Annotated in this window: 20 protein-coding genes and 1 pseudogene; 8 read left to right on the forward strand and 13 right to left on the reverse strand. The window is 65.2% G+C overall.

Annotated features, from left to right (window positions below):
* Positions 1–23: 23 nt before the first annotated feature.
* Genes AXW83_RS24200 through AXW83_RS24220 form a run of 5 tightly spaced genes read right to left on the reverse strand, consistent with a single transcriptional unit; the run spans position 24 to position 5,685 of the window.
* Entirely contained in the window at positions 24–350 is a 327-nt protein-coding gene (locus AXW83_RS24200; protein ID WP_066618488.1) for a hypothetical protein, read from the reverse strand.
* Positions 347–2,887 carry a cytochrome c oxidase subunit I gene (gene ctaD / locus AXW83_RS24205; RefSeq protein ID WP_066618491.1) on the reverse strand — a complete coding sequence of 847 codons (2,541 nt, stop codon included), beginning with the start codon at positions 2,885–2,887 and terminating at the stop codon, positions 347–349. The genes AXW83_RS24200 and ctaD overlap by 4 nt, the downstream gene beginning before the upstream one ends.
* A complete protein-coding gene (gene coxB, locus AXW83_RS24210; protein WP_066618493.1) occupies positions 2,884–3,861 on the reverse strand; it encodes a cytochrome c oxidase subunit II in 978 nt (325 codons plus the stop codon). The genes ctaD and coxB overlap by 4 nt, the downstream gene beginning before the upstream one ends.
* Complete coding sequence (locus AXW83_RS24215) at positions 3,858–5,039, reverse strand: c-type cytochrome (RefSeq protein ID WP_082767380.1); 1,182 nt, start codon at positions 5,037–5,039, stop codon at positions 3,858–3,860. The genes coxB and AXW83_RS24215 overlap by 4 nt, the downstream gene beginning before the upstream one ends.
* The gene (locus AXW83_RS24220; RefSeq protein WP_066618497.1) at positions 4,987–5,685 is read right to left on the reverse strand and encodes a cytochrome c oxidase assembly protein; all 699 of its coding nucleotides are present in this window, start codon (positions 5,683–5,685) and stop codon (positions 4,987–4,989) included. Before AXW83_RS24220 ends, AXW83_RS24215 begins: the two co-directional genes overlap by 53 nt.
* Before the next feature lie 153 nt (positions 5,686–5,838).
* On the opposite strand from AXW83_RS24220, the gene AXW83_RS24225 reads away from it, so the two are divergent.
* Both AXW83_RS24225 and AXW83_RS24230 read left to right on the forward strand, forming a co-directional pair.
* Positions 5,839–7,167 (forward strand): PQQ-dependent sugar dehydrogenase, encoded by a 1,329-nt coding sequence (locus AXW83_RS24225; protein WP_066618499.1) that lies wholly within the window; start codon positions 5,839–5,841, stop codon positions 7,165–7,167.
* Between the two features lie 238 nt (positions 7,168–7,405).
* Positions 7,406–7,594, forward strand: coding sequence for a DUF3008 family protein (locus AXW83_RS24230; protein ID WP_066621175.1), 189 nt, complete (start codon positions 7,406–7,408; stop codon positions 7,592–7,594).
* A gap of 63 nt (positions 7,595–7,657) precedes the next feature.
* Here the strand turns inward: AXW83_RS24230 and AXW83_RS24235 are convergent, their stop codons facing one another.
* Genes AXW83_RS24235 through pqqA form a run of 6 tightly spaced genes read right to left on the reverse strand, consistent with a single transcriptional unit; the run spans position 7,658 to position 11,184 of the window.
* Positions 7,658–7,954 carry a SemiSWEET family sugar transporter gene (locus AXW83_RS24235; protein ID WP_066618502.1) on the reverse strand — a complete coding sequence of 99 codons (297 nt, stop codon included), beginning with the start codon at positions 7,952–7,954 and terminating at the stop codon, positions 7,658–7,660.
* A gap of 5 nt (positions 7,955–7,959) precedes the next feature.
* On the reverse strand, positions 7,960–9,171 hold the full coding sequence (gene pqqE, locus AXW83_RS24240) for a pyrroloquinoline quinone biosynthesis protein PqqE (protein WP_082767382.1): 1,212 nt from the start codon (positions 9,169–9,171) through the stop codon (positions 7,960–7,962).
* Positions 9,168–9,440 carry a pyrroloquinoline quinone biosynthesis peptide chaperone PqqD gene (pqqD, locus tag AXW83_RS24245; RefSeq protein ID WP_066618508.1) on the reverse strand — a complete coding sequence of 91 codons (273 nt, stop codon included), beginning with the start codon at positions 9,438–9,440 and terminating at the stop codon, positions 9,168–9,170. The genes pqqE and pqqD overlap by 4 nt, the downstream gene beginning before the upstream one ends.
* Positions 9,437–10,168 carry a pyrroloquinoline-quinone synthase PqqC gene (gene pqqC / locus AXW83_RS24250; RefSeq protein WP_066618510.1) on the reverse strand — a complete coding sequence of 244 codons (732 nt, stop codon included), beginning with the start codon at positions 10,166–10,168 and terminating at the stop codon, positions 9,437–9,439. The genes pqqD and pqqC overlap by 4 nt, the downstream gene beginning before the upstream one ends.
* The gene (gene pqqB / locus AXW83_RS24255) at positions 10,165–11,046 is read right to left on the reverse strand and encodes a pyrroloquinoline quinone biosynthesis protein PqqB (RefSeq protein ID WP_066618512.1); all 882 of its coding nucleotides are present in this window, start codon (positions 11,044–11,046) and stop codon (positions 10,165–10,167) included. Before pqqB ends, pqqC begins: the two co-directional genes overlap by 4 nt.
* Before the next feature lie 6 nt (positions 11,047–11,052).
* Positions 11,053–11,184 carry a pyrroloquinoline quinone precursor peptide PqqA gene (gene pqqA, locus AXW83_RS26835; RefSeq protein ID WP_082767383.1) on the reverse strand — a complete coding sequence of 44 codons (132 nt, stop codon included), beginning with the start codon at positions 11,182–11,184 and terminating at the stop codon, positions 11,053–11,055.
* Positions 11,185–11,500: 316 nt separating this feature from the next.
* Here pqqA and AXW83_RS24260 point away from each other — a divergent pair.
* The 3 genes and pseudogenes from AXW83_RS24260 to AXW83_RS24275 all read left to right on the forward strand — a co-directional run bounded on the left by AXW83_RS24260 (position 11,501) and on the right by AXW83_RS24275 (position 14,832).
* Positions 11,501–12,561, forward strand: a pseudogene (locus tag AXW83_RS24260) (catalase family protein).
* Between the two features lie 508 nt (positions 12,562–13,069).
* Positions 13,070–14,125 carry an ROK family protein gene (locus AXW83_RS24270; RefSeq protein WP_066621177.1) on the forward strand — a complete coding sequence of 352 codons (1,056 nt, stop codon included), beginning with the start codon at positions 13,070–13,072 and terminating at the stop codon, positions 14,123–14,125.
* Between the two features lie 5 nt (positions 14,126–14,130).
* Complete coding sequence (locus AXW83_RS24275; protein ID WP_066618515.1) at positions 14,131–14,832, forward strand: HAD family hydrolase; 702 nt, start codon at positions 14,131–14,133, stop codon at positions 14,830–14,832.
* Between the two features lie 195 nt (positions 14,833–15,027).
* Here AXW83_RS24275 and AXW83_RS24280 read toward each other — a convergent pair whose 3' ends face one another.
* Entirely contained in the window at positions 15,028–16,491 is a 1,464-nt protein-coding gene (locus AXW83_RS24280) for a PAS domain S-box protein (protein WP_082767384.1), read from the reverse strand.
* Between the two features lie 580 nt (positions 16,492–17,071).
* On the opposite strand from AXW83_RS24280, the gene AXW83_RS24285 reads away from it, so the two are divergent.
* Genes AXW83_RS24285 through AXW83_RS24295 form a run of 3 tightly spaced genes read left to right on the forward strand, consistent with a single transcriptional unit; the run spans position 17,072 to position 18,979 of the window.
* On the forward strand, positions 17,072–17,719 hold the full coding sequence (locus AXW83_RS24285; protein WP_066618521.1) for an alpha/beta hydrolase family protein: 648 nt from the start codon (positions 17,072–17,074) through the stop codon (positions 17,717–17,719).
* Positions 17,716–18,501, forward strand: coding sequence for an exodeoxyribonuclease III (xth, locus tag AXW83_RS24290; protein WP_066618524.1), 786 nt, complete (start codon positions 17,716–17,718; stop codon positions 18,499–18,501). Before AXW83_RS24285 ends, xth begins: the two co-directional genes overlap by 4 nt.
* Positions 18,502–18,526: 25 nt before the next feature.
* Positions 18,527–18,979 carry a DUF1810 domain-containing protein gene (locus tag AXW83_RS24295; RefSeq protein WP_066621178.1) on the forward strand — a complete coding sequence of 151 codons (453 nt, stop codon included), beginning with the start codon at positions 18,527–18,529 and terminating at the stop codon, positions 18,977–18,979.
* Between the two features lie 49 nt (positions 18,980–19,028).
* Here AXW83_RS24295 and AXW83_RS24300 read toward each other — a convergent pair whose 3' ends face one another.
* Positions 19,029–19,316, reverse strand: a complete 288-nt coding sequence (locus AXW83_RS24300; RefSeq protein ID WP_156640361.1) for a hypothetical protein — start codon at positions 19,314–19,316, stop codon at positions 19,029–19,031.
* Positions 19,317–19,358 lie beyond the last annotated feature (42 nt).

The raw sequence follows: 19,358 nt of genomic DNA on the forward strand, positions 1-19,358 counted from the left end.
ACCAGCAGCTCCGACGCCGGTTCCTACCGGCAGGCGGGCAGTGCAAGCCCGGCTGCGGCTGCCAGTGCGATCGCCAGCATGGACAAGCCGTCCAGCGTCAGCGCCGCGCGCGGAAGGAAGCCGTTAACGCCCTCGATGGGCAGCGACCGCAGCTGTCTGGCGGCGTGCAGAACCAAAACCGCGGCCGCGATGGCCGTCGCGACCATCACGACGAATGTGTGCCAGGGCCCGGCATCGGCCCGGCACAGGATCGACTCCAGGGCGTAGATGATGAGGAAGTGCGCGGCCCAGACGATCGGCCCCGTCAGGGCAGAAGCGGCACGCATCATCGGCAACGTCGGTTTGCTCATGAAGCGACCATCCGCGGGAAGCCATGGGTCAGCAGCAGGCCGAACAGGCTTTGGCCGATCGCGTACGCCCAGAATAGCGCCAGATTGTCGAACACCACGCGCCGGACCGAGGTCAGCCGTCCGGCGAGGATGCGGGCGATGGCGAAGCCGGCCATGACCAGCACCGCGCCGGCGATCTGCAGCTGCAGCGCCGCATTGGCATAGACCATCGCGGCATAGCCGCTGGCTTGCGGGCGCAAGCCATCGCGCCAGTGCGACAGGCTGTCGAGCGCGAGCCCCAACAGCAGCGCCAGCATGCCGAGCACGATCAGCAGGGAAAGGCTGACCATCGCCCCACCTTTGCGGGTCAGTAGGCGATGGGCGCTGAACAGCAGGACCGCGCTCGCGACCAGCAGCCCGACGGGAGCGAGCGGCGACCAGGCCGAGGTCAGCGCGGAGGCCTGCGGCCAGTTCTGCGGCGCGACGGTCCAGAGATAGAGGTAGCCGAACAGATAGGAGAGATAGAGCGCGGCGGAGACCAGCATCAGGATCACCATCGCCCACCAGCTGTGCGACAGCGTACCGGACGCGTAGGTCGGCAGGACGATGCCGCCGCCGATATCGACCTCCTCGGAAGGGGCGGGATCGCTGTCCCACATCCAGGCGATGATCGAAACGACCGCCAGCACGCCGCAAATCGAGGCCAGCACGACGGCCTTGACAGTAAGCAGCAGGAAGAAGCCTGCGGTGAAGACCGCAGCGGCCAGATGAGCCCAGCCCGGTCCGCTCAGCCGCATCACATATTGCGGCTCCGCCTCGACCGGGGAGGTCACGATCGTTTCGCGCATGCCGGTCGCGGTGCGCGGCAGGTAATAGCGCCCCGCATCCACGGCGTCGGCTAGGCCCGGCTGACGCCAGAGCGGCTCGCGCGACGTCACGCGCGGCGTGCTACGAATGCCGAAGCTGTGGTTAGGCAGCCATTCCAGCGTGCCCGCACCCCAGACATTGCCGGCGGGCTCGCGGCTCGTGAGCCGCAGATTGCGGGCGACATCGATCAAGAACACCATGATGCCGGCCGCCAGCATGAAGGCGCCGATGGTGGAGACGAGGTTGAGCCAGTCCCAGCCCATGCCGGCCGGATAGGTGTAGACGCGGCGCGGCATCCCGATCAGCCCGGTGATGTGCATCGGCAGGAAGGCGATGTTGAAGCCGGCGAAGATCAGGCCGAAGGCCCATTTGCCCAAGCGCTCCGACAGCGGCCGCGAGCTGAAGGCCGGCGTCCAGTAGTAGACCGCAGCGAACAGCGGGAAGACCATGCCGCCGAACAGCACGTAATGCAGGTGGGCGACGACGAAGTAGCTGTCATGCGCCTGCCGGTCGAACGGCACCATCGCCACCATCACCCCGGTCAGTCCACCGAGCGTGAAGATCGTAAGGAAGCCGATGACGAAGAGCGAAGCGACGGTGACCCTGAGCCGTCCCGCCGCGATCGTCGCGATCCAGGCGAATATCTGGATGCCGCTGGGGATCGCGACCGCCATGCTCGCCGCCGAGAAGAAGCTGAGCGAGCGGGCCGGGATGCCGGTGGTGAACATGTGGTGGACCCACAGTCCAAACGAGAAGAAGCCGACCGCGATCAGCGCCACGACGATCAGCCGGTAGCCGACGATCGGCGTGCCGGTCATCGTCGGCACGATCATCGAGACCATCCCCGCCGCCGGCAGGAAGATGATGTAGACCTCCGGGTGACCGAAGAACCAGAACAGATGCTGCCAGAGCAGCGGGTCGCCGCCGCGCTCGGCGATGAAGAACGGCCAGTCGAAGGCGCGCTCGAGCTCGAGCAGGATCGTCGCCAGGATCACGGCCGGGAAGGCGAAGACGATCATCCCGGCGAAGATCAGCATGGTCCAGGCGAAGATCGGCATTCGCGCCAGCGTCATGCCGGGCGCCCGGGTCCGCAGCACGCCGACGATGATCTCGATCGCGCCGGCGATCGCCGAGATCTCGATAAAGCCGATGCCGAGCAGCCACCAGTCGGCACCGACGCCAGGCGAGAAGCGCGCGCCGGTCAGGGGCGGGTACATGAACCAGCCGCCCGAGGGCGCGACGCCGAAGAACAGCGTGCAGAAGAAGACGATGCCGCCGACGAAATAGGCCCAGAAGGCAAATGCGCCAAGCCTGGGGAAGGGCATGTCGCGGGCGCCGAGCATCGCCGGCAGCAAGAGCACGCCGACCGCCTCGACGGCCGGTACGGCAAACAGGAACATCATCACCGTGCCGTGCATGGTGAAGATCTGGTTGTAGGTCTCCTGCGAGAGAAAGTCATTGCCCGGCAAGGCCAGTTGCAGCCGGATCAGCAATCCCAGGATGCCGGCTGCCAGGAAGAACAGGAAGGCCGTGGCGATGTAGAAATAGCCGATGACCGTGTTGTTGACGTCGCTGATGATGCGCCATCCCTTGGGGCCCGCCCAGACCTTCTCCAGCGCGGCAAGCTCGCCCGCCGGCCTCGGCAGGAGATTGGGGTAGGTCGGATCGGCGGCCGTCGAAGGTGATGTCATGTCAGGCTCGCCAGATAGGCCGCCAGGGCCTGCAGCTCTTCATCGGAAAAGATCCTGAACTCGGGCATCAGGTTGCCTGGCTTGACCGATTGTCCATGCGCGATGAAGCGGGCGAGGTTCTCGGGCGTGTTGGGAATCGTGGCGGCGGTCAGGGCACGCCGGCCGCCGATGCGCGACAGGTCGGGCCCGACCACGCCTGCGGCCGCCGTGCCGCGCACCGCGTGACAGGCGCCGCAGCCGGCGGATTCGAACAGGGCCCGGCCGCGCTCCTGGCCCGCGCGGGCCGGCGGCGCTGCTGCGGCGGCGAGCCAGGCCTCGAACTCGGCCGGCGGCAGGGCTACGATCTCCAGCGCCATCAGCGCATGGGGGCCGCCGCAATACTCGGCGCACTGGCCGCGATACACGCCCGGTCGTTCGGCCTTCAGCCGAAGCGTGTTGGTGCGGCCAGGAATCATGTCGAGCTTGCCGCCGAGGCTCGGCACCCAGAAGGAATGGATCACATCGGCCGAGCGCAGCACGATATCGATCTCGCGCCCGACCGGGATGCGCAGCTCATTGGCCTCTGCGACCGGCTTTCCGTCGGCGCCGGCATAGGCGACGCGCCACCACCACTGCTCGCCGGTGACCTCGATGCGCAGGGCGGCGGGCCGGTCGGTCGCGATCGTCTCGCGCATCAGCCAGACCCCGTAGCCGAGCAGTACCGTCAGCGTCACTACCGGAAAGGCGATGCCGCCGAGCTTGATCGCGCGGTCCGAGCCAAGCAGGCGCCGCGTGCGATCCGATCCGCCAATGGCAAGGGCCAAGGCTGCACCGACGATCAGCAGGATGACGCCCGCGCCTGCAAACAGGATCAAAGTCAGGAGCGCGACGCGGCTTGCCTCGTCGCCGGCCGGGGCGAGGGCGGACTGGATCCCGGTGCAGCCCGATATGAGCAGAGCGCCCATGGCGATGCCGGGCAGGGCCGGGCTCGTCATGGGGTTGCCTTGCCCGCAGATGGCGAGAGGCTCGCGAAATAGGCCGCGAGATCGGCTGCCTGCTCCGGGCTCAGCCGGCGTGCGATCGGCGCCATGATCATGCCGGTCTCGCTGCGATCGTTGAGGCCGGCACGCCAGACGCCCAGTTGGCCGGACAGATAGCGCGCGGATTGCCCCGCAAGCCGGGGATAATCCGGCCGCGCCTCCGGACCATGACAGCTCAGGCAGGCGGGAACACCGCGCGACGGCACGCCCTCGCGGGCCAGCACCGCACCACGCTCCAGGGCTCCGGCATCGGCCGACGGATCTGATGAAATCGGCGAAGGCAGGCCGGCGTAGTAGGTCGCGAGCTGTTCGATGGCGCGGTCGGACAATCCTGATACCGCCATTTGCATCACGCCGCTTGGTCGCGTCCCCGCTGCATAGGCTCGCAACGCGCTGGCGAGCATATCCCTGGGCTGGCCGTGAAGGATCGGCACCAGACGGCTTAGCGGCGCCGCCTCCGCGCCATGGCAGCGCGCGCAGGCACCGACGGCGTCGGGCGGCGTCGCGCCTGTCGCGATCGACCGACCGTCCTGTGGCTTGGGTTCGACCTCACCCAGCGCCAGCGCGCGATAACTCTGGGCGTCGAGCGACGGCAGCTTGCGCAGGAAGGCCACCAGCGCCCAGACCTCGTCCTCGCGGTCCAACGCCGGCCAGCCCGGCATACCCGCATATTTCAGCCCGTGCCTGATGATCCAGAACAGCTCGCCATCGGTCCAGAGGCCGACCTTGTCCGCAAGATCGGGGGGCGGCGGCAGCATGGCGGCGGAGACCGGCGTGATCGGCGTGCCCGGAGTGCCATGGCAATAGGCGCAGCCGGCATGGAAATGCCCGGCTCCCAGCCGGATCATGTCGGCGTCCTCGCCGGCGGGCAGGGTGGTATCGGGTGCGCGGGCCCTAACCGAGTTCTCCATGCCAAAGCGCAGGATGGCATCGACGAAGCGGAAATGACCCGTGCTTGCCGCAACGTTGTAGACGCCCAGCCACGCAAACAGCGTTGCGCCGACCAGAACCGCGACGACAAGCGCCGATGCGGCGAGCGCGACGCGGCGCCAGCTCGCCAGCGCCGACAGGCTTGCCGACCTAGCGCGCGCGAGCAGCGACATCGCCATCCGCCCGGTGCGAGGAAGGCTCATCGCCGGTGTCGAGGCGCGCCAGCATCTGCGCGGCCAGGATTATGCCGACGACCAGATAGCTCAGCGGGCAGGCGGTGATCATCAGCAAGCCCGCAAGCTGCTGGTCGGCCAGCGTCGAGGGTCCTGTCGTGCATAGTGCCAACACGAGCCCGGGCAACTCATAGAGATCGCGCTGGGCGAAGATCAGCAGGGCGCCGAGCAGACAGGCAAGCTTCCCGGTCAGCATCAGGGCGGCAAGCGAGCGCCATCCTTGCGACGAACCGGCAGCGATCACGGCGCTCCAGAAAACCACGGCCGAGAGCGCCAGCAGAATGAAAAGCAGGACCTGCAGGAACGCGAACTGCGCCGTGGCCTGCTGGATGGCAGGGGCATGCCAAGCCCAGAGCAAAAGCATCTGGAGCAGGCCGGCGATCCAGATCGCCTGCGGCCCGCCCGGCGCGAACCGGGCACCCAGTCCAAGTGCGGCCAGCGGGGCTACAACATTCATCACGGCGAGATGCTGGAGCATCTGGAGCGAAAGCGGGCCGATCTCGACCATCGCGACCGTAACGAGGCCAACGCCCGCAACCAGGCCGGCGCTGACCAGCGCCGCCGCGGCGCCGTCGCCACCGCTCGTCGCGACGCTGTGATCGGAAATGCCTTGCAAGTCGCGTGTCCCCCCTGACGGGCAACGATCTGTCCGGCCCTGTGGTTCCGCCGGCACGGCCATGCACGCAAACGCCTGAGAACCAAAGCCCCGGGCCGACGTTGAGCTTCCATGACCTGCCGGCCGTCCGTCGGCGAAAGGAGACAAAACCTCATGGCAAGTGCCCGCCGCGCCATCCTCATCGCCAGTGCTGCCATATCGGCGCTGGCGCTTGCATCCTGCAACAGCCAGTCCGTCCTGCCGGAGGAGGCGGGCTACGGCCCCAATCCGACGCTGCCGGAACCGCAGTCGAGCTGGTTCCCGACGCTCAAGATCGCCGATGCGGTTGGCTGGAAGGTGGGCGAGAAGCCCACCGCCGCCGATGGCGGGCAGGTTACCGCCTTCGTCACCGGCCTGGCGCATCCGCGCTGGCTCTACGAGCTGCCCAATGGCGACATCCTCGTGGCCGAAAGCGACGCGCCGCCCAAGCCGGAAGACAAGAAAGGGGGCATCCGCGGCTGGGTTCAGGGCCTCTTCATGAAGAAGGCCGGCTCGCAGACGCCGAGCGCCAATCGGATCACACTGCTGCGCGACAAGGACGGCGACGGCGTCGCCGAGACCAAGAGCATCTTCCTCGAAAACCTGACCTCGCCCTTCGGCATGGCTCTGATCGGCGACCAGCTCTACATCGCCAATGCCGACGCAGTGGTGCGCGTGCCCTATGTCGAGGGCGAGACCAAGAGCGCCGCGGCACCGATCAAGGTCGCCGAGCTTCCTGCGGGCCGCAACCATCACTGGACCAAGAGCCTGGTCGCCAGCGCCGACGGCTTGCGCCTCTATGTCGGCGTCGGCTCGAACTCGAATGTCGGCGAAAACGGCATGGCCGAGGAGGAGAAGCGTGCAGGCGTGCTCGAGATCGATCCGAAGACGGGCGCCACCCAGGTCTTCGCCACGGGGCTGCGCAATCCCGTCGGCATCGACTGGAACCCCACGACCAAGGAGCTCTGGGTCGCGGTCAACGAGCGCGACGAGATCGGCGACGACCTCGTGCCCGACTACATGACCTCGGTGAAGCGCGACGGGTTCTATGGCTGGCCCTACAGCTATTACGGCCAGACGGTGGACAAGCGGATCGAGCCGCCCCGTCCCGACCTGGTCGCCAAGGCTATCAAGCCCGATTATGCGCTGGGCTCGCATACCGCGTCGCTCGGCATGACTTTCGTCAAGGATGAACGCATGGGACGCGCCTATCCGGCCGGCGCATTCATCGGTCAGCACGGTTCGTGGAACCGGGAGCAGCCGGTCGGCTATCGCGTGATTTTTGTGCCCTTCATCGACGGCAAGCCCGCCGGGATGCCCAAGCCCGTGCTCACCGGTTTCCTCAACGACAAGGGTGAGGCTCGCGGACGTCCGGTCGGGGTTCTGGTCGATCAGCGCGCCGGTCTGCTGGTGGCGGACGATGTCGGCAATGCGATCTGGCGCCTTACCGTGCCGACAAGCTAATGATGTAAGGGAGCGCGCTCGGTGCGCTCCCTTCCGGAACTTCTTGCCCGGCTGTCGGTATAGCTTTTCAAAAAATTGCAAGCGCCTGAAGCACCGCACGCGCAACCGCCCCCGCGACTACAAGATCTGCCAGTGGACCGTCGAATGACCGCACGCCTTCTGACGGCGCGGGACCGCTCTCACGTTGTGTTGGTTGATTTTGATGCCGCGCGATGCGGCGATCGTTCAGGAGGCGAAGATGCCGGCAAAGTCAGCGGCTCAGCAGAAGGCGGCGGGAGCGGCGCTTGCCGCCAAGCGCGGCGAGATCAAGAAGAGCGAGATCAAGGGCGCGTCGAAGTCGATGGCGAAATCGATGACCGAGGCCCAACTCGACGAACTCGCCTCGACCAAACGCAAGGGCAAGCCCGAGCACGTCTCGAAATCTTAAACCGCACCAAGCCCAATTCCGAGCGTGCCTCCCAGCTCGTTCCAGCGGAACGAAGGCCGCCGCCTACTGGCGCGGGTCGATGGCGTCGGCGACGGCATCCTTCTTCGCTGGGGACAGCAGCGTCATTACCAGGATGAAGCCCGCGAAGACGAGGCAGATGGCGTTGGTCAGGATCAGCGGCCACTGTCCTTGCGCGATGCCATAGACCGTCCAGAGCACGAACCCCGTCGTCGTCAGCGCATACATTGGCGGCGAGAGGGAGGAAGTGTCGCGTGTGCGCAGGATCTTGAACGCTTGCGGCACGAAGCTCGACACCGAGCAGGCCGCGGCTAGAAAGCCGATGATCGACACGGCGTCCATGGCCGTCAGCTACCGATATCGGCGCCGGCACGCCGGCTGCCGTCGAGTCCCGGCGCGGATGCACGCCCGTCGTCACCGTGCATCGAGACCATGTCCTGAAGCGCTTCGGTTCCCCAAGCCAGTGTCGTCTCGGGCGCATCCTTCGGCGGGCGGCCGCGCATGACATAAGAGTCGCTACGTTGTGCCGTGGTCAGGGCCTCGACCCTGTCGTGGAAGGACGATAGCACGCACACGGGATCGGCATTGCGCGGATCTCCCGTCAGGGCCATGGCCTGGCAGCGGCAGCCGCCGAAATCGATCTCGCGTCGCTCGCAGCTGCGGCATGGCTCGGCCATCCAGTCGGTGCCGCGGAAGGCCTCGAAGGCCGGCGAGCCCCGCCAGATCTCGGCCAGCGAATGCTCGCGCACGGTCCAGAACGCGAGGCCAGGGATCGACTGGGCGGCGTGGCAGGGCAGGACCAGGCCCCGAGGCGTGACATTCAGCGACTGCCGGCCCCAGCCATTCATGCACGGCTTGGGAAACCGTGCGAAATGGTCCGGTGGGACATAGTCGATCGTGATGCGGTCGGCCGTCTCGGCGCGCAGGCGACCGACCTCGTCGCGAGCCGCCAGCGCGTCCGCCATATCGGGCATCAGCGCCTCGCGGTTGCGCTCCGCCCAGCCGTAATACTGCGCATGGGCGAGCTCGATCCGCCGTGCACCCATCGCGATGGCCTCATCGACCATCGCGCCCATATGGCCGATATTGCCGCGATGCAGGACGACGTTGATCGTCAGCGGCAGGCCGACCTCGGCCACGATGCCGGCAAAGAGACGCTTGCGCTGATACGATCCACGCAGGCCGGCTATGCGGTCGGCATTATCGGATTGCGTATCCTGAACCGAGAGTTGGAGATGATCGAGCCCGGCCTGCGCCAGCGCGGCCAGCCGCTCGCGAGGAAGGCCGATGCCGGAAGTGATCAGGTTGGTGTAGAGCCCGAGACGGGCGGCCGCTGCGACGAGCTCGACGAGATCATGCCGCGCCGCCGGCTCGCCACCGGAGAGATGCAGCTGCAGGATGCCGAGGCCGGCAGCCTGCTCGAAGACCCTGATCCAGTCCGAAGTCGCCAACTCGTCGGACTTGCGGTCGAGATCGAGCGGGTTCGAGCAATAGGGACAGGCGAGCGGGCAGCGATGGGTCAGCTCGGCCAGCAGCGCGAAGGGGGCGGGTGCGCTCATGCCTCCACCATCCGCCGTGCGACGAGATCATCGAGGAGCGCCCTCGCATCGCGTTCGATGCGGTCGCGGTCGATCGCATAATTCGTGGCGAGCTGGTCGACGATCTGGTCGAGGCTGCGCTGGCCGTCGCACAGATCGAGGATGGCGACCGAGGATGCGTTGACGCGAAGCACATGCTCGGGCGCGAGCAGGTTGAAGCCGCCGCGGACGCGATCTGCCTGGAGGCGGACGCCACGGGCCAGCCGCGGCTGTGACGTCGCCCCGATCATCGTGCGGCCGGCTCGAAGGCGCCGGGCGGAACGTGTCCGGCCTCGCCATAGGCATGATCGAGCGCATCCAGCATCGCCCAGAGCACGTCGCATTTGAACTCGAGCGCAGCAATGACGGCGCCCTGGTCGGCCGGAGTTCGGGAATTGGCCATAACATAGGCCAGCGCGCTCTCGACGTCGCGCGAGGCCTGCTCGGGCCGCGCCGTGAAGTAGCTTAGGCTCTCGCTGCTGACGAAGTCGTAATGCGCCAGCATGCCGCTGACGCGCGTCTTGATCACCTGCGGCGAGAACAGCTCTGTGAGCGAGGACGCCACCGCCTCCAGCAGCGGACGTTCCCTAACGAAGTTGACATAGGCGTCCACGGCAAAGCGCGTCGCAGGCAGCACGCCCTTGAAGGCGATGACGTCCCGTCTTTCGAAACCGAGACTTTCGCAGAGGCGCAGCCAGCGCTCGATGCCGCCCTCGCCATCCGCGCCGCCATCATGGTCAATCAGCCGCTGGCGCCAGGCGCGCCGCAGCGCGGGATCCTCCAGCCGCGCGATCAGGGTCGCGTCCTTGCGCGGGATCGCCGCCTGATAGGCATAGCGGTTGAGCGCCCAGGCCTGGACCTCACCCCTGCTACACAGGCCCGAATGCAACCGCTGATGAAACGGGTGCCGGTCGTGGTAGCGCCGGGCGCCGACCTCGCGCAGCGCCTCCAGGAATGCTTCCGGCGAAAGCAGGCTCACAATGCGATCTCCATGCCGTCGAAGGCGATCTCGACCCCGGCGTTTTCGACGCAGCTTCGCTCAGGCGAACCTGCGATCAACACGGGGTTGGTGTTGTTGATATGGGTATATATCTTGCGCCTCGCCGGCAGGCTCGCCAGCCAGTCGAGCGAGCCGCCGGGGCCTGTCATCGGCATATGGCCCATCCGTCGCCCCGTCTTCTCGCCCAGATCGGCCCGGCGCATCTCGTCGTCGTCGAACAGGGTGCCGTCGAATAGGATGATGTCGGCATGTTCGGCGCGACGTCGAACCTCGTCACTCAGGGCGGCGCAGCCGGGAATGTAGACGAACGACCCGTTCGGTCCCGACACGGCCACGCCACCGGTTTCGCCGGCATCGCTCTCAGTGATGGGGTCGGTGCCCTCAAGATATAGCGGCACCTTGCCCGGCACGTGGAATAGCGTCAGCTCGCATGATGCCACGGAGATGGGCAGATCAGCCTCTGCCGTCATCCAACCGGCGCTCAAGGGTTGGAACATCGGATTATCTGCGACCGCGGCACGTACGGGAGCGAGCGCCACGATCTCGAATGCGTGCCGCTCTCGCAATGAGAGCAGGCCACCCACGTGATCGATCTCGGCACTCGTCAGGACGACCGTCTCGATCGGCGAATGGCGCGAAGCCCGTGGCCAGAGTGACGGCGTCGCACGCAGCTGTTGTCCGATATCTGGCGACGCATTCACCACCACGCAGGCCTGATGATCGATCAAGGCCAAGGACGATTGTGTGCGCCAGGGCGCGCGCGGATCGCGCTGCCAGGCGAGTGCACAATTGGCGCATCGGCAGTTCCATTGAGGAAAGCCGCCGCCCGCGGCGGAGCCGAGAACGACGGCCTTCATCGATGATCAGTTGTCAGCGTCGGTCACGGACGCGACAACCGGCACAGCGTGAAGATCGTCGTCTTCGCTGGACGGCGCATAGGCGGTCACTTCCATGCCGCAGGCAATGTCTTCGATCGTGGGGGTTTCCCAGGTCATGCGTGTCTCCTTTGCGGTCTGTCGGATGGGAACGCCTCAGCCGGGGGAATGATCCCGACCGGTCGATCACGCAATCGGCAGCCCGGACCACCTCGGGTTCTCGGCACGAGGCCTGGCAAATCGCTTCGGCGGGTGCCGCTCAGCCACTCGGCTACATGGCGACGACCGCCGCCTCAGGGCAGGTACCCAAGTTTCGCATGGGGAACAGTTCGGCAGTGGCCGTGTTGCCGAAGCACGCGCCCTCACGAGAGACGTCTGGAGATCCGCCTTGACGCATCCCACTCCGCCGACCGATCCCCTGCGATATCACCCTGACGTGGAGCAGCTTGAGGCCGACGAGGCGGCGACGGCGGATGGGTTGGTCGCGACAATGCGCTCGATCAGCGAGACCACCTATGAGGATAGCGGACATCCGCTTCGCAGCGTCCATGCCAAGAGCCACGCGTTGCTGAAGGGCCAGATCGAGATCCTGGCAGACCTGCCGCCCGTGCTAGCACAGGGGCTGTTTGCGACCCCGGCGACCTATCCCGTCGCGATCCGCGTCTCGACGATCCCCGGCGATGTCCTCGACGACAACGTCTCGGTGCCGCGCGGGCTCGCGCTGAAGATTTTGGGCGTGCCCGGCGAGCGCCTGGAGGGGTCGAAGACGACACCACGCAGGACTTCGTCATGGTCAATGGCCCCGTCTTCGCTGCCCCGACAGGCAAGGCCTTTCTGGAGAAACTCAAGCTGCTCGCCGCGACGACAGATGTAGCCGCGGGCGCCAAGAAGGGGCTCTCGACTGTGCTGCAGGCCGCCGAAAGCCTCGTCGAAGCCTTCGGCGGCAAGAGCGCCACCCTGACGCAGTTGGGCGGCCATCCCGAGACCAATCCGCTTGGCGAAACCTATTTCACCCAGGTGCCGCTGCTCTACGGCGCGTATATTGCGAAATTCGCGCTCTTCCCGTTATCGACCGAGCTGACCGCGCTGACGAATGCCAAGGTTGACCTGTCAGGAAAACCCGACGGTCTGCGACGGGCCGCAATCGATTTCTTCCACTTCCATGGCGCCGTCTGGGAACTACGCGCGCAGCTCTGCACCGATCTGGAGACGATGCCGGTCGAGGATTCGACGGTCCAATGGCCGGAAAACAAAAGCCCCTTCGTCACCGTGGCGCGCGTCTTCGTCGAGCCCCAGGAGGCCTGGAGCGAGGCGAGGTCGAAAGCCTTCGACGACGGCCTGTCATTTGCTCCCTGGCACGGGCTTGCCGCGCACCGGCCGCTCGGTTCGATCATGCGGCTGCGCAAGCCGGCCTACAGGATGTCGGCCCGCTTCCGCTTCGAGCGCAATGGCTGTCCGATGATGGAGCCGAAGGCGCATCGGGACATCAGCGGCTAGGGCCATCGCCGAAGAGGGCATGGTGGACGAGATCGGGACATGATCCATCACGTTTCTATCGGAACCAATCACCTTGCCCGCTCTCCAAGCTTTTATGATGGGCTTATGCCGACGATCGGACTGGTGCTCAAGGCGAGCGGCGCGAGCGGCTTGGGATATGGCAGCGGCACCAGAGCTTCAGCTCCGAAGTCCCGGTGAACGGCGAAGCTGCGACCATCGGCAATGGTGTCCACATCCATTTGCCGCCGAGACCGGCGCAATGGTCGACAGGTTCTACGCAACGGCTCTTGAACTGGGCCGGCCCAGCGACGGCGCGCCGGGGCTGAGGCCGCGCGGTGACGCCAACTGTTACGGGCGTTCGTGTAGGATCCGGATGGAAAACAAGCTGAAGGCCGTGACCTTTTCGGCCAAATGAGTGCTGTGGGACACGGCATCCGCGCGGCTCTAGGAACCTGGGCACGGATAAGCCGTTGCAGATTGGCGGTCGAGCACCAGCCGCCGGATGGGCTTGGGAATGGCGAAGGGCGACAGAATGCATGGACATGGCACGAGTGTGCTGCCGGCCGCGACCGTCGAGAATTATAATTTCGACGTCAAGCACCAGGGCGAGATCCTCAACAACCGGGTTCGCAAAGGCGCATTCCTCGACAAGCTCGAGGGATTTCGCCAGGACCTCCGCAGGTTCGGTGCCGATCCGATGGGTGACCTGCCCACCGCCGATCTCAGCAAGAAGCAGCTCGGCAGCTTCCTGAATGGCGAAGAGCCCATGGCCGCCGCCATCGTGCAGACGGCGGTCGACGAATTCTCGAACGACATCGCCGACGTCCTGCAACGATTCCTCAAAGATAAGAACTGGAGCGGCGTCGAACGCATCGTCGTCGGCGGGGGCTTCAAGGAGGGCATCATCGGCGAACGCACCATCGCCGCCGCTTCCTTGCGCCTCAAATCCCGGGGCATTGGCGTTGACCTCGCCGCGGTCAGGCAACACCCTGATGAGGCCGGCCTGATCGGCACCCTGCATCTGATGCCATCCTGGATGTTCAAAGGTCACGACGCGATCCTCGCGGCGGATATCGGTGGCAGCAACATCCGCGCAGGGGTGGTCCTGCCTCAGTTGAAGGATGCCAAGGACCTGTCCAAGGCGAGTGTCTGGAAATCCGACCTCTGGCGCCATGCGGACGAAAATGTGCGGCGGACGAAATCGGTCGACTGGCTTGTCGATGCCCTCAAGGACTTCATATCGCGTGCAGAGAAAGATGGGCTCAGCCTCGCGCCCTTTATCGGCATCGGCTGCCCGGGCGTCATCGAGGCAGACGGCACAATCTCGCGTGGCGGCATGAACCTCCCAGGCGGGAACTGGGACGACAAGCGCTTTAACCTACCCAAGGTGCTGGCGGCCGCCATCCCGAAGATCGCAGACCACGATACCATCGTCGTCATGCACAACGATGCGGTCGTGCAGGGCATGTCGCAACGGCCCTTCATGTCCGACGTCAAGCGCTGGGCGGCGATCACGATCGGGACCGGCCTCGGCAACGCATCTTTCACGAACACGGCGGAGTAGCACCGATGCGGTTCCAGGCTCTGGCTACGGACTACGACGGGACGATCGCGCGCGACGGCGTCGTCGACGACGCGACGATCGTTGCTCTGGAACGGCTGCGGGCCTCGGGACGCAGGCTGATCATGGTAACGGGTCGCGAACTCGACGATCTGATCCGCGTCTGCCCGCGGCTCGACCTGTTTGACCTCGTCGTCGCCGAGAACGGCGCTGTACTTTACGACCCCACCGACAAGCTCGAAGCGGTTTTGTCCGGGGGGCCATCGCTGGAGCTCGTCAACCGCCTCACAGCAGCAGGGGTACCCGACATTTCGGTCGGCCGGTCCATCATCGCACTTTGGAAACCCAATGAGGTCGAGGCGCTGGAGGCCATTCGCGACCTCGGGCTAGAGCTTCACATCGTCTTCAACAAGGAGGCGGTGATGATCCTCCCCAGCGCGGTCAACAAGGCGACCGGACTGGCCGAGGCACTCAAGCGGCTAGATCTGGACGAGCTTGACGTGGTCGGTGTCGGCGATGCGGAAAACGATCACTCGTTTATCAGTGCCTGCGGCTATCGCGTGGCGGTCGCGAACGCGATTCCCTCCCTGAAGGAGGTCGTCGATCTCGTCACGGAGGGCGCGCGTGGAGAAGGCGTTCAGCAGCTCGTCGATCGCATGATCGAGGAGGAGGACCAACTGGTCAGCGCGCAACGGCGGCGGACCGGATGAGCGGGTTGATCAACACGGCTCGACCTCACGATTTCAATCTTGACCGAATGAGCAGTTCCACCCGCTGAATTCCATCGCGCGCCACGAAGTTCACCTGACCGCAGGTTGGCTGATCACCAGAGCGGTCCCGTGCATTGCGAGGACGTCGCGAAGGGTCGGCGATCTGGCGATGAGTTACTGTCGCTCTGGCAGCCGTTATTCGGAGCGGACAGTGATATGCTCGGAAGGAATGGCGAGCGTCCACCTCAAGCCGCTTTTCGCATAGTCGAGCTCCACGACACCATCGACGCTCGAAGCTGCCATCCTGTCCAAGACCGTGCTGCCGAAGCCCGTCCGCAAGGGCGCGACAACCGGTGGGCCGCCTTGCTCTATCCAGGTTAGCGCCATTTTTCCATCCGGCTCGGAATACCACGCGACACGGACCTGACCCGTGGTCGCTGATAGGGCACCATACTTCAGCGCGTTGGTGGCGAGCTCGTGAAGGGCCAGACCAACGCTCTGTACGGCGTCGGCAGATAGTGTGACCTCTGGGCCCGACAGGGTGATGCGCCCTTCGCCCAGGTCGAAGAGTTCAAGTTGCGTGGTGACGAGCTGGCGCAGGTCCCCGCCGGTCCAGTCCTGACGCACCAAGATGTCTTGGGTCGCGGCAATGCCCTGCAAGCGCTGGGTGAAGCGCGTCTTGAAATCTGCCAGGTTCTCGACCGAACGTATGGTCTGACCCGCGATGCCCTGGATAACGGCAAGCAGGTTTTTCGATCGGTGCGCTAGTTCGGCCAGCAGGAAGCGCTGGCGCTCCTGCGCTGCCCGTCGCTCGGAGATGTCGCGGTAGACGGAGACGAAGTGCAGGGGCACGCCATGGCCATTCAGGACCAGGGAGGTCGTCTGCCCGATCCATATCTGTGAGCCATCGCGACGTTGATAGGGGACTTCGAAGGCCGCGTGCGCGATCTCTCGCGAGAGCAGGCGCTCCAACTCCTGGGCTTCGCGCCCGCGTTCTGCCGGTTCGACCATGTCGTTTGCGGAACGGCCAATCAGGTCAGCCTCGGCAACCTGCAGCATGTCGCAGAGGCGTTGATTGACCGTTATCCAGGTGCCAGCAAGATCAGCATAGGCCATACCGACTGCCGCGTTCTCGAACAGACTTCGAAACCTTGCCTCGCTTTCACGCAATGCCAGTTCGGCGACCTTGCGGTCCGAGATGTCAGCCATGATGCTGACGAGACGGATCGGCCTGCCCCCGTCGTCCCGTTCCAGCACGCGCCCCCGCCCTGACAACCAGACCACAGAGCCGGACGGCCGCTTGATCCTGTATTCCGCTGGAAAGGTGTCGCATGTCTGGGCCTGACTGCGCAGTTGCAATGCGAGGTCACGGTCTTCGGGATGGATAGCAGCCACCCACTCGTCGTTAGGACCTCCGACGCATCCTTTGCCGTCGGGCAAATCGACCCCGAACAGCGCCATGCCCTCTTCTGTCCATATCCTTAGCCCGGAGCGGAGATTTGTCTCCCAACTGCCCATGTTGCCGGCTTGAAGCGCTGCCTTGTACGACGCCTCGCTCTCGACGAGCGCCTGAACAGTGTCGGAACGCAAAGCTGCATGATCCTGGCGTAAACCGATTGGCGGACCCGGTTCATCATCGCTCAATGGTGCAAGCGGCATGGTCTTCCCCCGAAGTCCGACCCGGTACGCGACTGGCCGCCGAGACAATCCGCACCGTGCAAGTGCGCGTCAAGCTCGTGGGATGCCGTGGCCGAAGGAGCGGGATGCACACGCAAATGTCGGCCACCTTCGAGTGATGGTGCGGTCATGTCTTGCCGGCTGGGTCGAGCAGCATCAAATGCCGTCAAACGCAAGCTCAACGGAGCTGGGGCCCTCGCGGTGTTGCCGAAGATGAAGACGTTTGTGACGACCCTTGCCTTAACGCCAAGCCCCGCGACCACGGCGCATGCCAAAAGGAACGCACCTTGGCTGCTCGAGCCGCCGCCGAGAGCCGGCGGCGCGCCGCAGGCAGGGCAGCGCTGACATGAGTGACCAAGGGTTGCGCCAACAAACCAGACGAAGCTGGGTACGGTGGGAACGAGGTAACGCGAGCGCAGTTGGAGGGCTGGGACGCGTTCGAGACGGACGGGTTGGTCGGTTGAGCTGAACGACGCCAGCTCGCGCTGTCGGTTCAATGCGCGCTGTTCGGTAGCGCAAGCGGCCACAGTGCCGGACAAAGGCCTTGCCCAAAGGAGCGGCTATGAACGTCCTGTTTGACGGTCCAGAACGAGCCCCCATCACAGTCATGCTGGCTCACGGCGCCGGAGCGCCGATGGATTCAGGCACTCTGACCGCGACCGCTGAAACACTGGGCGGCGCGGGCTTGCGGGTGGCCCGGTTCGAATTCGACTATATGGCCGGGAGGCGCACGGGCGCCGGTCGCAAGCCACCACCGCGAGCGGAGAAGTTGAACCCGCAATACATCGCGGCTGTGGACGCGCTCGGCGCGACGGGCTCGCTGATCATCGGCGGCAAATCGATGGGTGGCCGCGTCGCGAGCATGGTCGCCGACGAGCTTTTTGCCGCAGGCCGCATTCGGGGCCTTCTTTGCCTCGGCTATCCCTTCCATCCACCTGCCAAGCCCGAACAGGTCCGAACGAAGCACCTCGCCGAGCTGAGCACGCCGACATTCATCGTGCAGGGAACGCGAGACGCGTTCGGCACGCGGGATGACGTTTCCGGCTACCAGCTTTCCTCGGCGATCGACATTCTCTGGCTTGAGGACGGCGACCACGACTTGAAGCCCCGAAAGAGCATCTCGGGCCTGAGTGCGGCCGACCATCTCAAGACCATGGCGGAAGAGGTTTCCGCGTGGGCCGAGCGGATCACCGGCCGAACAGAGCGATGAAGATCGCCACGTTCAACGTCAACGGCATCAACGGCCGGCTGTCGGTGCTGCTGCGCTGGCTGGCAGAAGCGCAGCCAGACGTCGTCTGCTTGCAGGAGTTGAAAGCGCCCGACGCGCGCTTTCCGAGGAAAGACATCGAGAAGGCCGGCTACGGCGCGATCTGGCACGGTCAGAAGGCTTGGAACGGGGTCGCGATCATGGCGCGTGGCAGGGAGCCGATCGAGACCCGACGCGGCCTTCCAGGCGATCCCGACGACGATCAGAGCCGCTATATCGAGGCGGCCGTTGATGGCATGCTGATCGGATGCCTGTACATGCCCAACGGCAACCCAGCGCCCGGACCGAAATTCGAATACAAGCTCCGCTGGCTCGACCGCCTGACCAGTTACGCGGCGGAACTGCTCGAGCTGGACATTCCGGTCATGCTGGTCGGCGACTACAACGTGATCCCGACAGATTTTGACGTCTATAATCCCGCACGCTGGCGCGACGACGCTCTCTTCCGTCCAGAGGTTCGGGACGCCTTTCATACTTTGACAGGCCAGGGTTGGACCGACGCTGTCCGTGCGCTGCATCCCGACGAACGCATCTATACATTCTGGGACTATCTCCGGAATGCGTGGGGCCGCGACGCCGGACTGCGCCTGGACCATTTCCTGCTGAGCCCGCAGATCGCAAAACGGCTCGCCACTGCCGGCGTCGATCGCGACGTTCGCGGCTGGGAAAAAGCGAGCGACCACGCTCCTGTCTGGATCGAGCTTTCCGATGGTGCGAGGCGCTGAAGGCCATCTGCGAGGGGATCATAGGATGGTGCAGAATCCATTCAACTTACAGCGGTTCGTGGAGGCACAAGCTAGAACGTTCGACACTGCGTTCAGCGAGATGCGTGAGGGCCGCAAGCGCAGTCACTGGATGTGGTTTATCTTCCCGCAACTGCGCGGTCTTGGCCGCACCCCGACAGCGCAATTCTACGGCGTCGCTTCGCTGGAGGAAGCACGCGCCTACCTCGCGCACCCACTCCTTGGGCCGCGCCTCGAAGAGGTCACGCAGGCAGTGCTGGCCACTCACGACCGCTCAGTGCAGGAGATCTTCGGCTCCCCGGACGACCGCAAGTTCCATTCCTCGATGACGCTCTTCGCCATAGCGTCTCCGCGACAGGACCGTCCCTTTCGCGATGCCCTCGATCGCTGGTTCGCTGCCAGGATGGATGCTGGATCACTGGCGCTGCTGGGAATCTCGGTGGAGGAAGACCTCAAGTAAGCGGTGGTGGGCTGCCTAATGTCGGCCTCCCGCGATGTTCGTGCGCCGATCACTGTATCGTATCTGGAGCCGGCAGGTGCTCCGATGCCTCTCGATAAGCGGCATCGAGGTAGAGCTGCAGACCCTTCCGAACCGCCGCCGTCAGCTCCACATCCTCCCCATCCTGAGACACCCCCCGTATCACAAGACGCTTGATCTCTCGCTCGAGCGCATGACGAAGCGCCGGCATCCGCTCGGATCGGCCACCCACATCATCTTGATGGGCAAATGCCACAACGAGTAAGCGGCGAAGGCCGGCGTTGAGCGCCTTGGCGATGACGGCATCCTGGTTCGACATCTGACCTGACTTTCTTGGACTCACCGCCATGGAACCATGATC

This window comes from Bosea sp. PAMC 26642, assembly GCF_001562255.1.
Classification (GTDB): Bacteria; Pseudomonadota; Alphaproteobacteria; order Rhizobiales; family Beijerinckiaceae; genus Allobosea.

What these genes read in the sequence shown, in the direction of transcription:
- AXW83_RS24200 (WP_066618488.1), bottom strand. Translation starts at nt 350, where the DNA reads ATGAGCAAACCGACGTTGCCGATGATGCGTGCCGCTTCTGCCCTGACG.
- ctaD (WP_066618491.1), bottom strand. Translation starts at nt 2,887, where the DNA reads ATGACATCACCTTCGACGGCCGCCGATCCGACCTACCCCAATCTCCTG.
- coxB (WP_066618493.1), bottom strand. Translation starts at nt 3,861, where the DNA reads ATGACGAGCCCGGCCCTGCCCGGCATCGCCATGGGCGCTCTGCTCATA.
- AXW83_RS24215 (WP_082767380.1), bottom strand. Translation starts at nt 5,039, where the DNA reads ATGAGCCTTCCTCGCACCGGGCGGATGGCGATGTCGCTGCTCGCGCGC.
- AXW83_RS24225 (WP_066618499.1), top strand. Translation starts at nt 5,839, where the DNA reads ATGGCAAGTGCCCGCCGCGCCATCCTCATCGCCAGTGCTGCCATATCG.
- AXW83_RS24230 (WP_066621175.1), top strand. Translation starts at nt 7,406, where the DNA reads ATGCCGGCAAAGTCAGCGGCTCAGCAGAAGGCGGCGGGAGCGGCGCTT.
- AXW83_RS24235 (WP_066618502.1), bottom strand. Translation starts at nt 7,954, where the DNA reads ATGGACGCCGTGTCGATCATCGGCTTTCTAGCCGCGGCCTGCTCGGTG.
- pqqE (WP_082767382.1), bottom strand. Translation starts at nt 9,171, where the DNA reads ATGAGCGCACCCGCCCCCTTCGCGCTGCTGGCCGAGCTGACCCATCGC.
- pqqD (WP_066618508.1), bottom strand. Translation starts at nt 9,440, where the DNA reads ATGATCGGGGCGACGTCACAGCCGCGGCTGGCCCGTGGCGTCCGCCTC.
- pqqB (WP_066618512.1), bottom strand. Translation starts at nt 11,046, where the DNA reads ATGAAGGCCGTCGTTCTCGGCTCCGCCGCGGGCGGCGGCTTTCCTCAA.
- pqqA (WP_082767383.1), bottom strand. Translation starts at nt 11,184, where the DNA reads ATGACCTGGGAAACCCCCACGATCGAAGACATTGCCTGCGGCATGGAA.
- AXW83_RS24275 (WP_066618515.1), top strand. Translation starts at nt 14,131, where the DNA reads ATGCGGTTCCAGGCTCTGGCTACGGACTACGACGGGACGATCGCGCGC.
- AXW83_RS24280 (WP_082767384.1), bottom strand. Translation starts at nt 16,491, where the DNA reads ATGCCGCTTGCACCATTGAGCGATGATGAACCGGGTCCGCCAATCGGT.
- AXW83_RS24285 (WP_066618521.1), top strand. Translation starts at nt 17,072, where the DNA reads ATGAACGTCCTGTTTGACGGTCCAGAACGAGCCCCCATCACAGTCATG.
- xth (WP_066618524.1), top strand. Translation starts at nt 17,716, where the DNA reads ATGAAGATCGCCACGTTCAACGTCAACGGCATCAACGGCCGGCTGTCG.
- AXW83_RS24295 (WP_066621178.1), top strand. Translation starts at nt 18,527, where the DNA reads ATGGTGCAGAATCCATTCAACTTACAGCGGTTCGTGGAGGCACAAGCT.
- AXW83_RS24300 (WP_156640361.1), bottom strand. Translation starts at nt 19,316, where the DNA reads ATGTCGAACCAGGATGCCGTCATCGCCAAGGCGCTCAACGCCGGCCTT.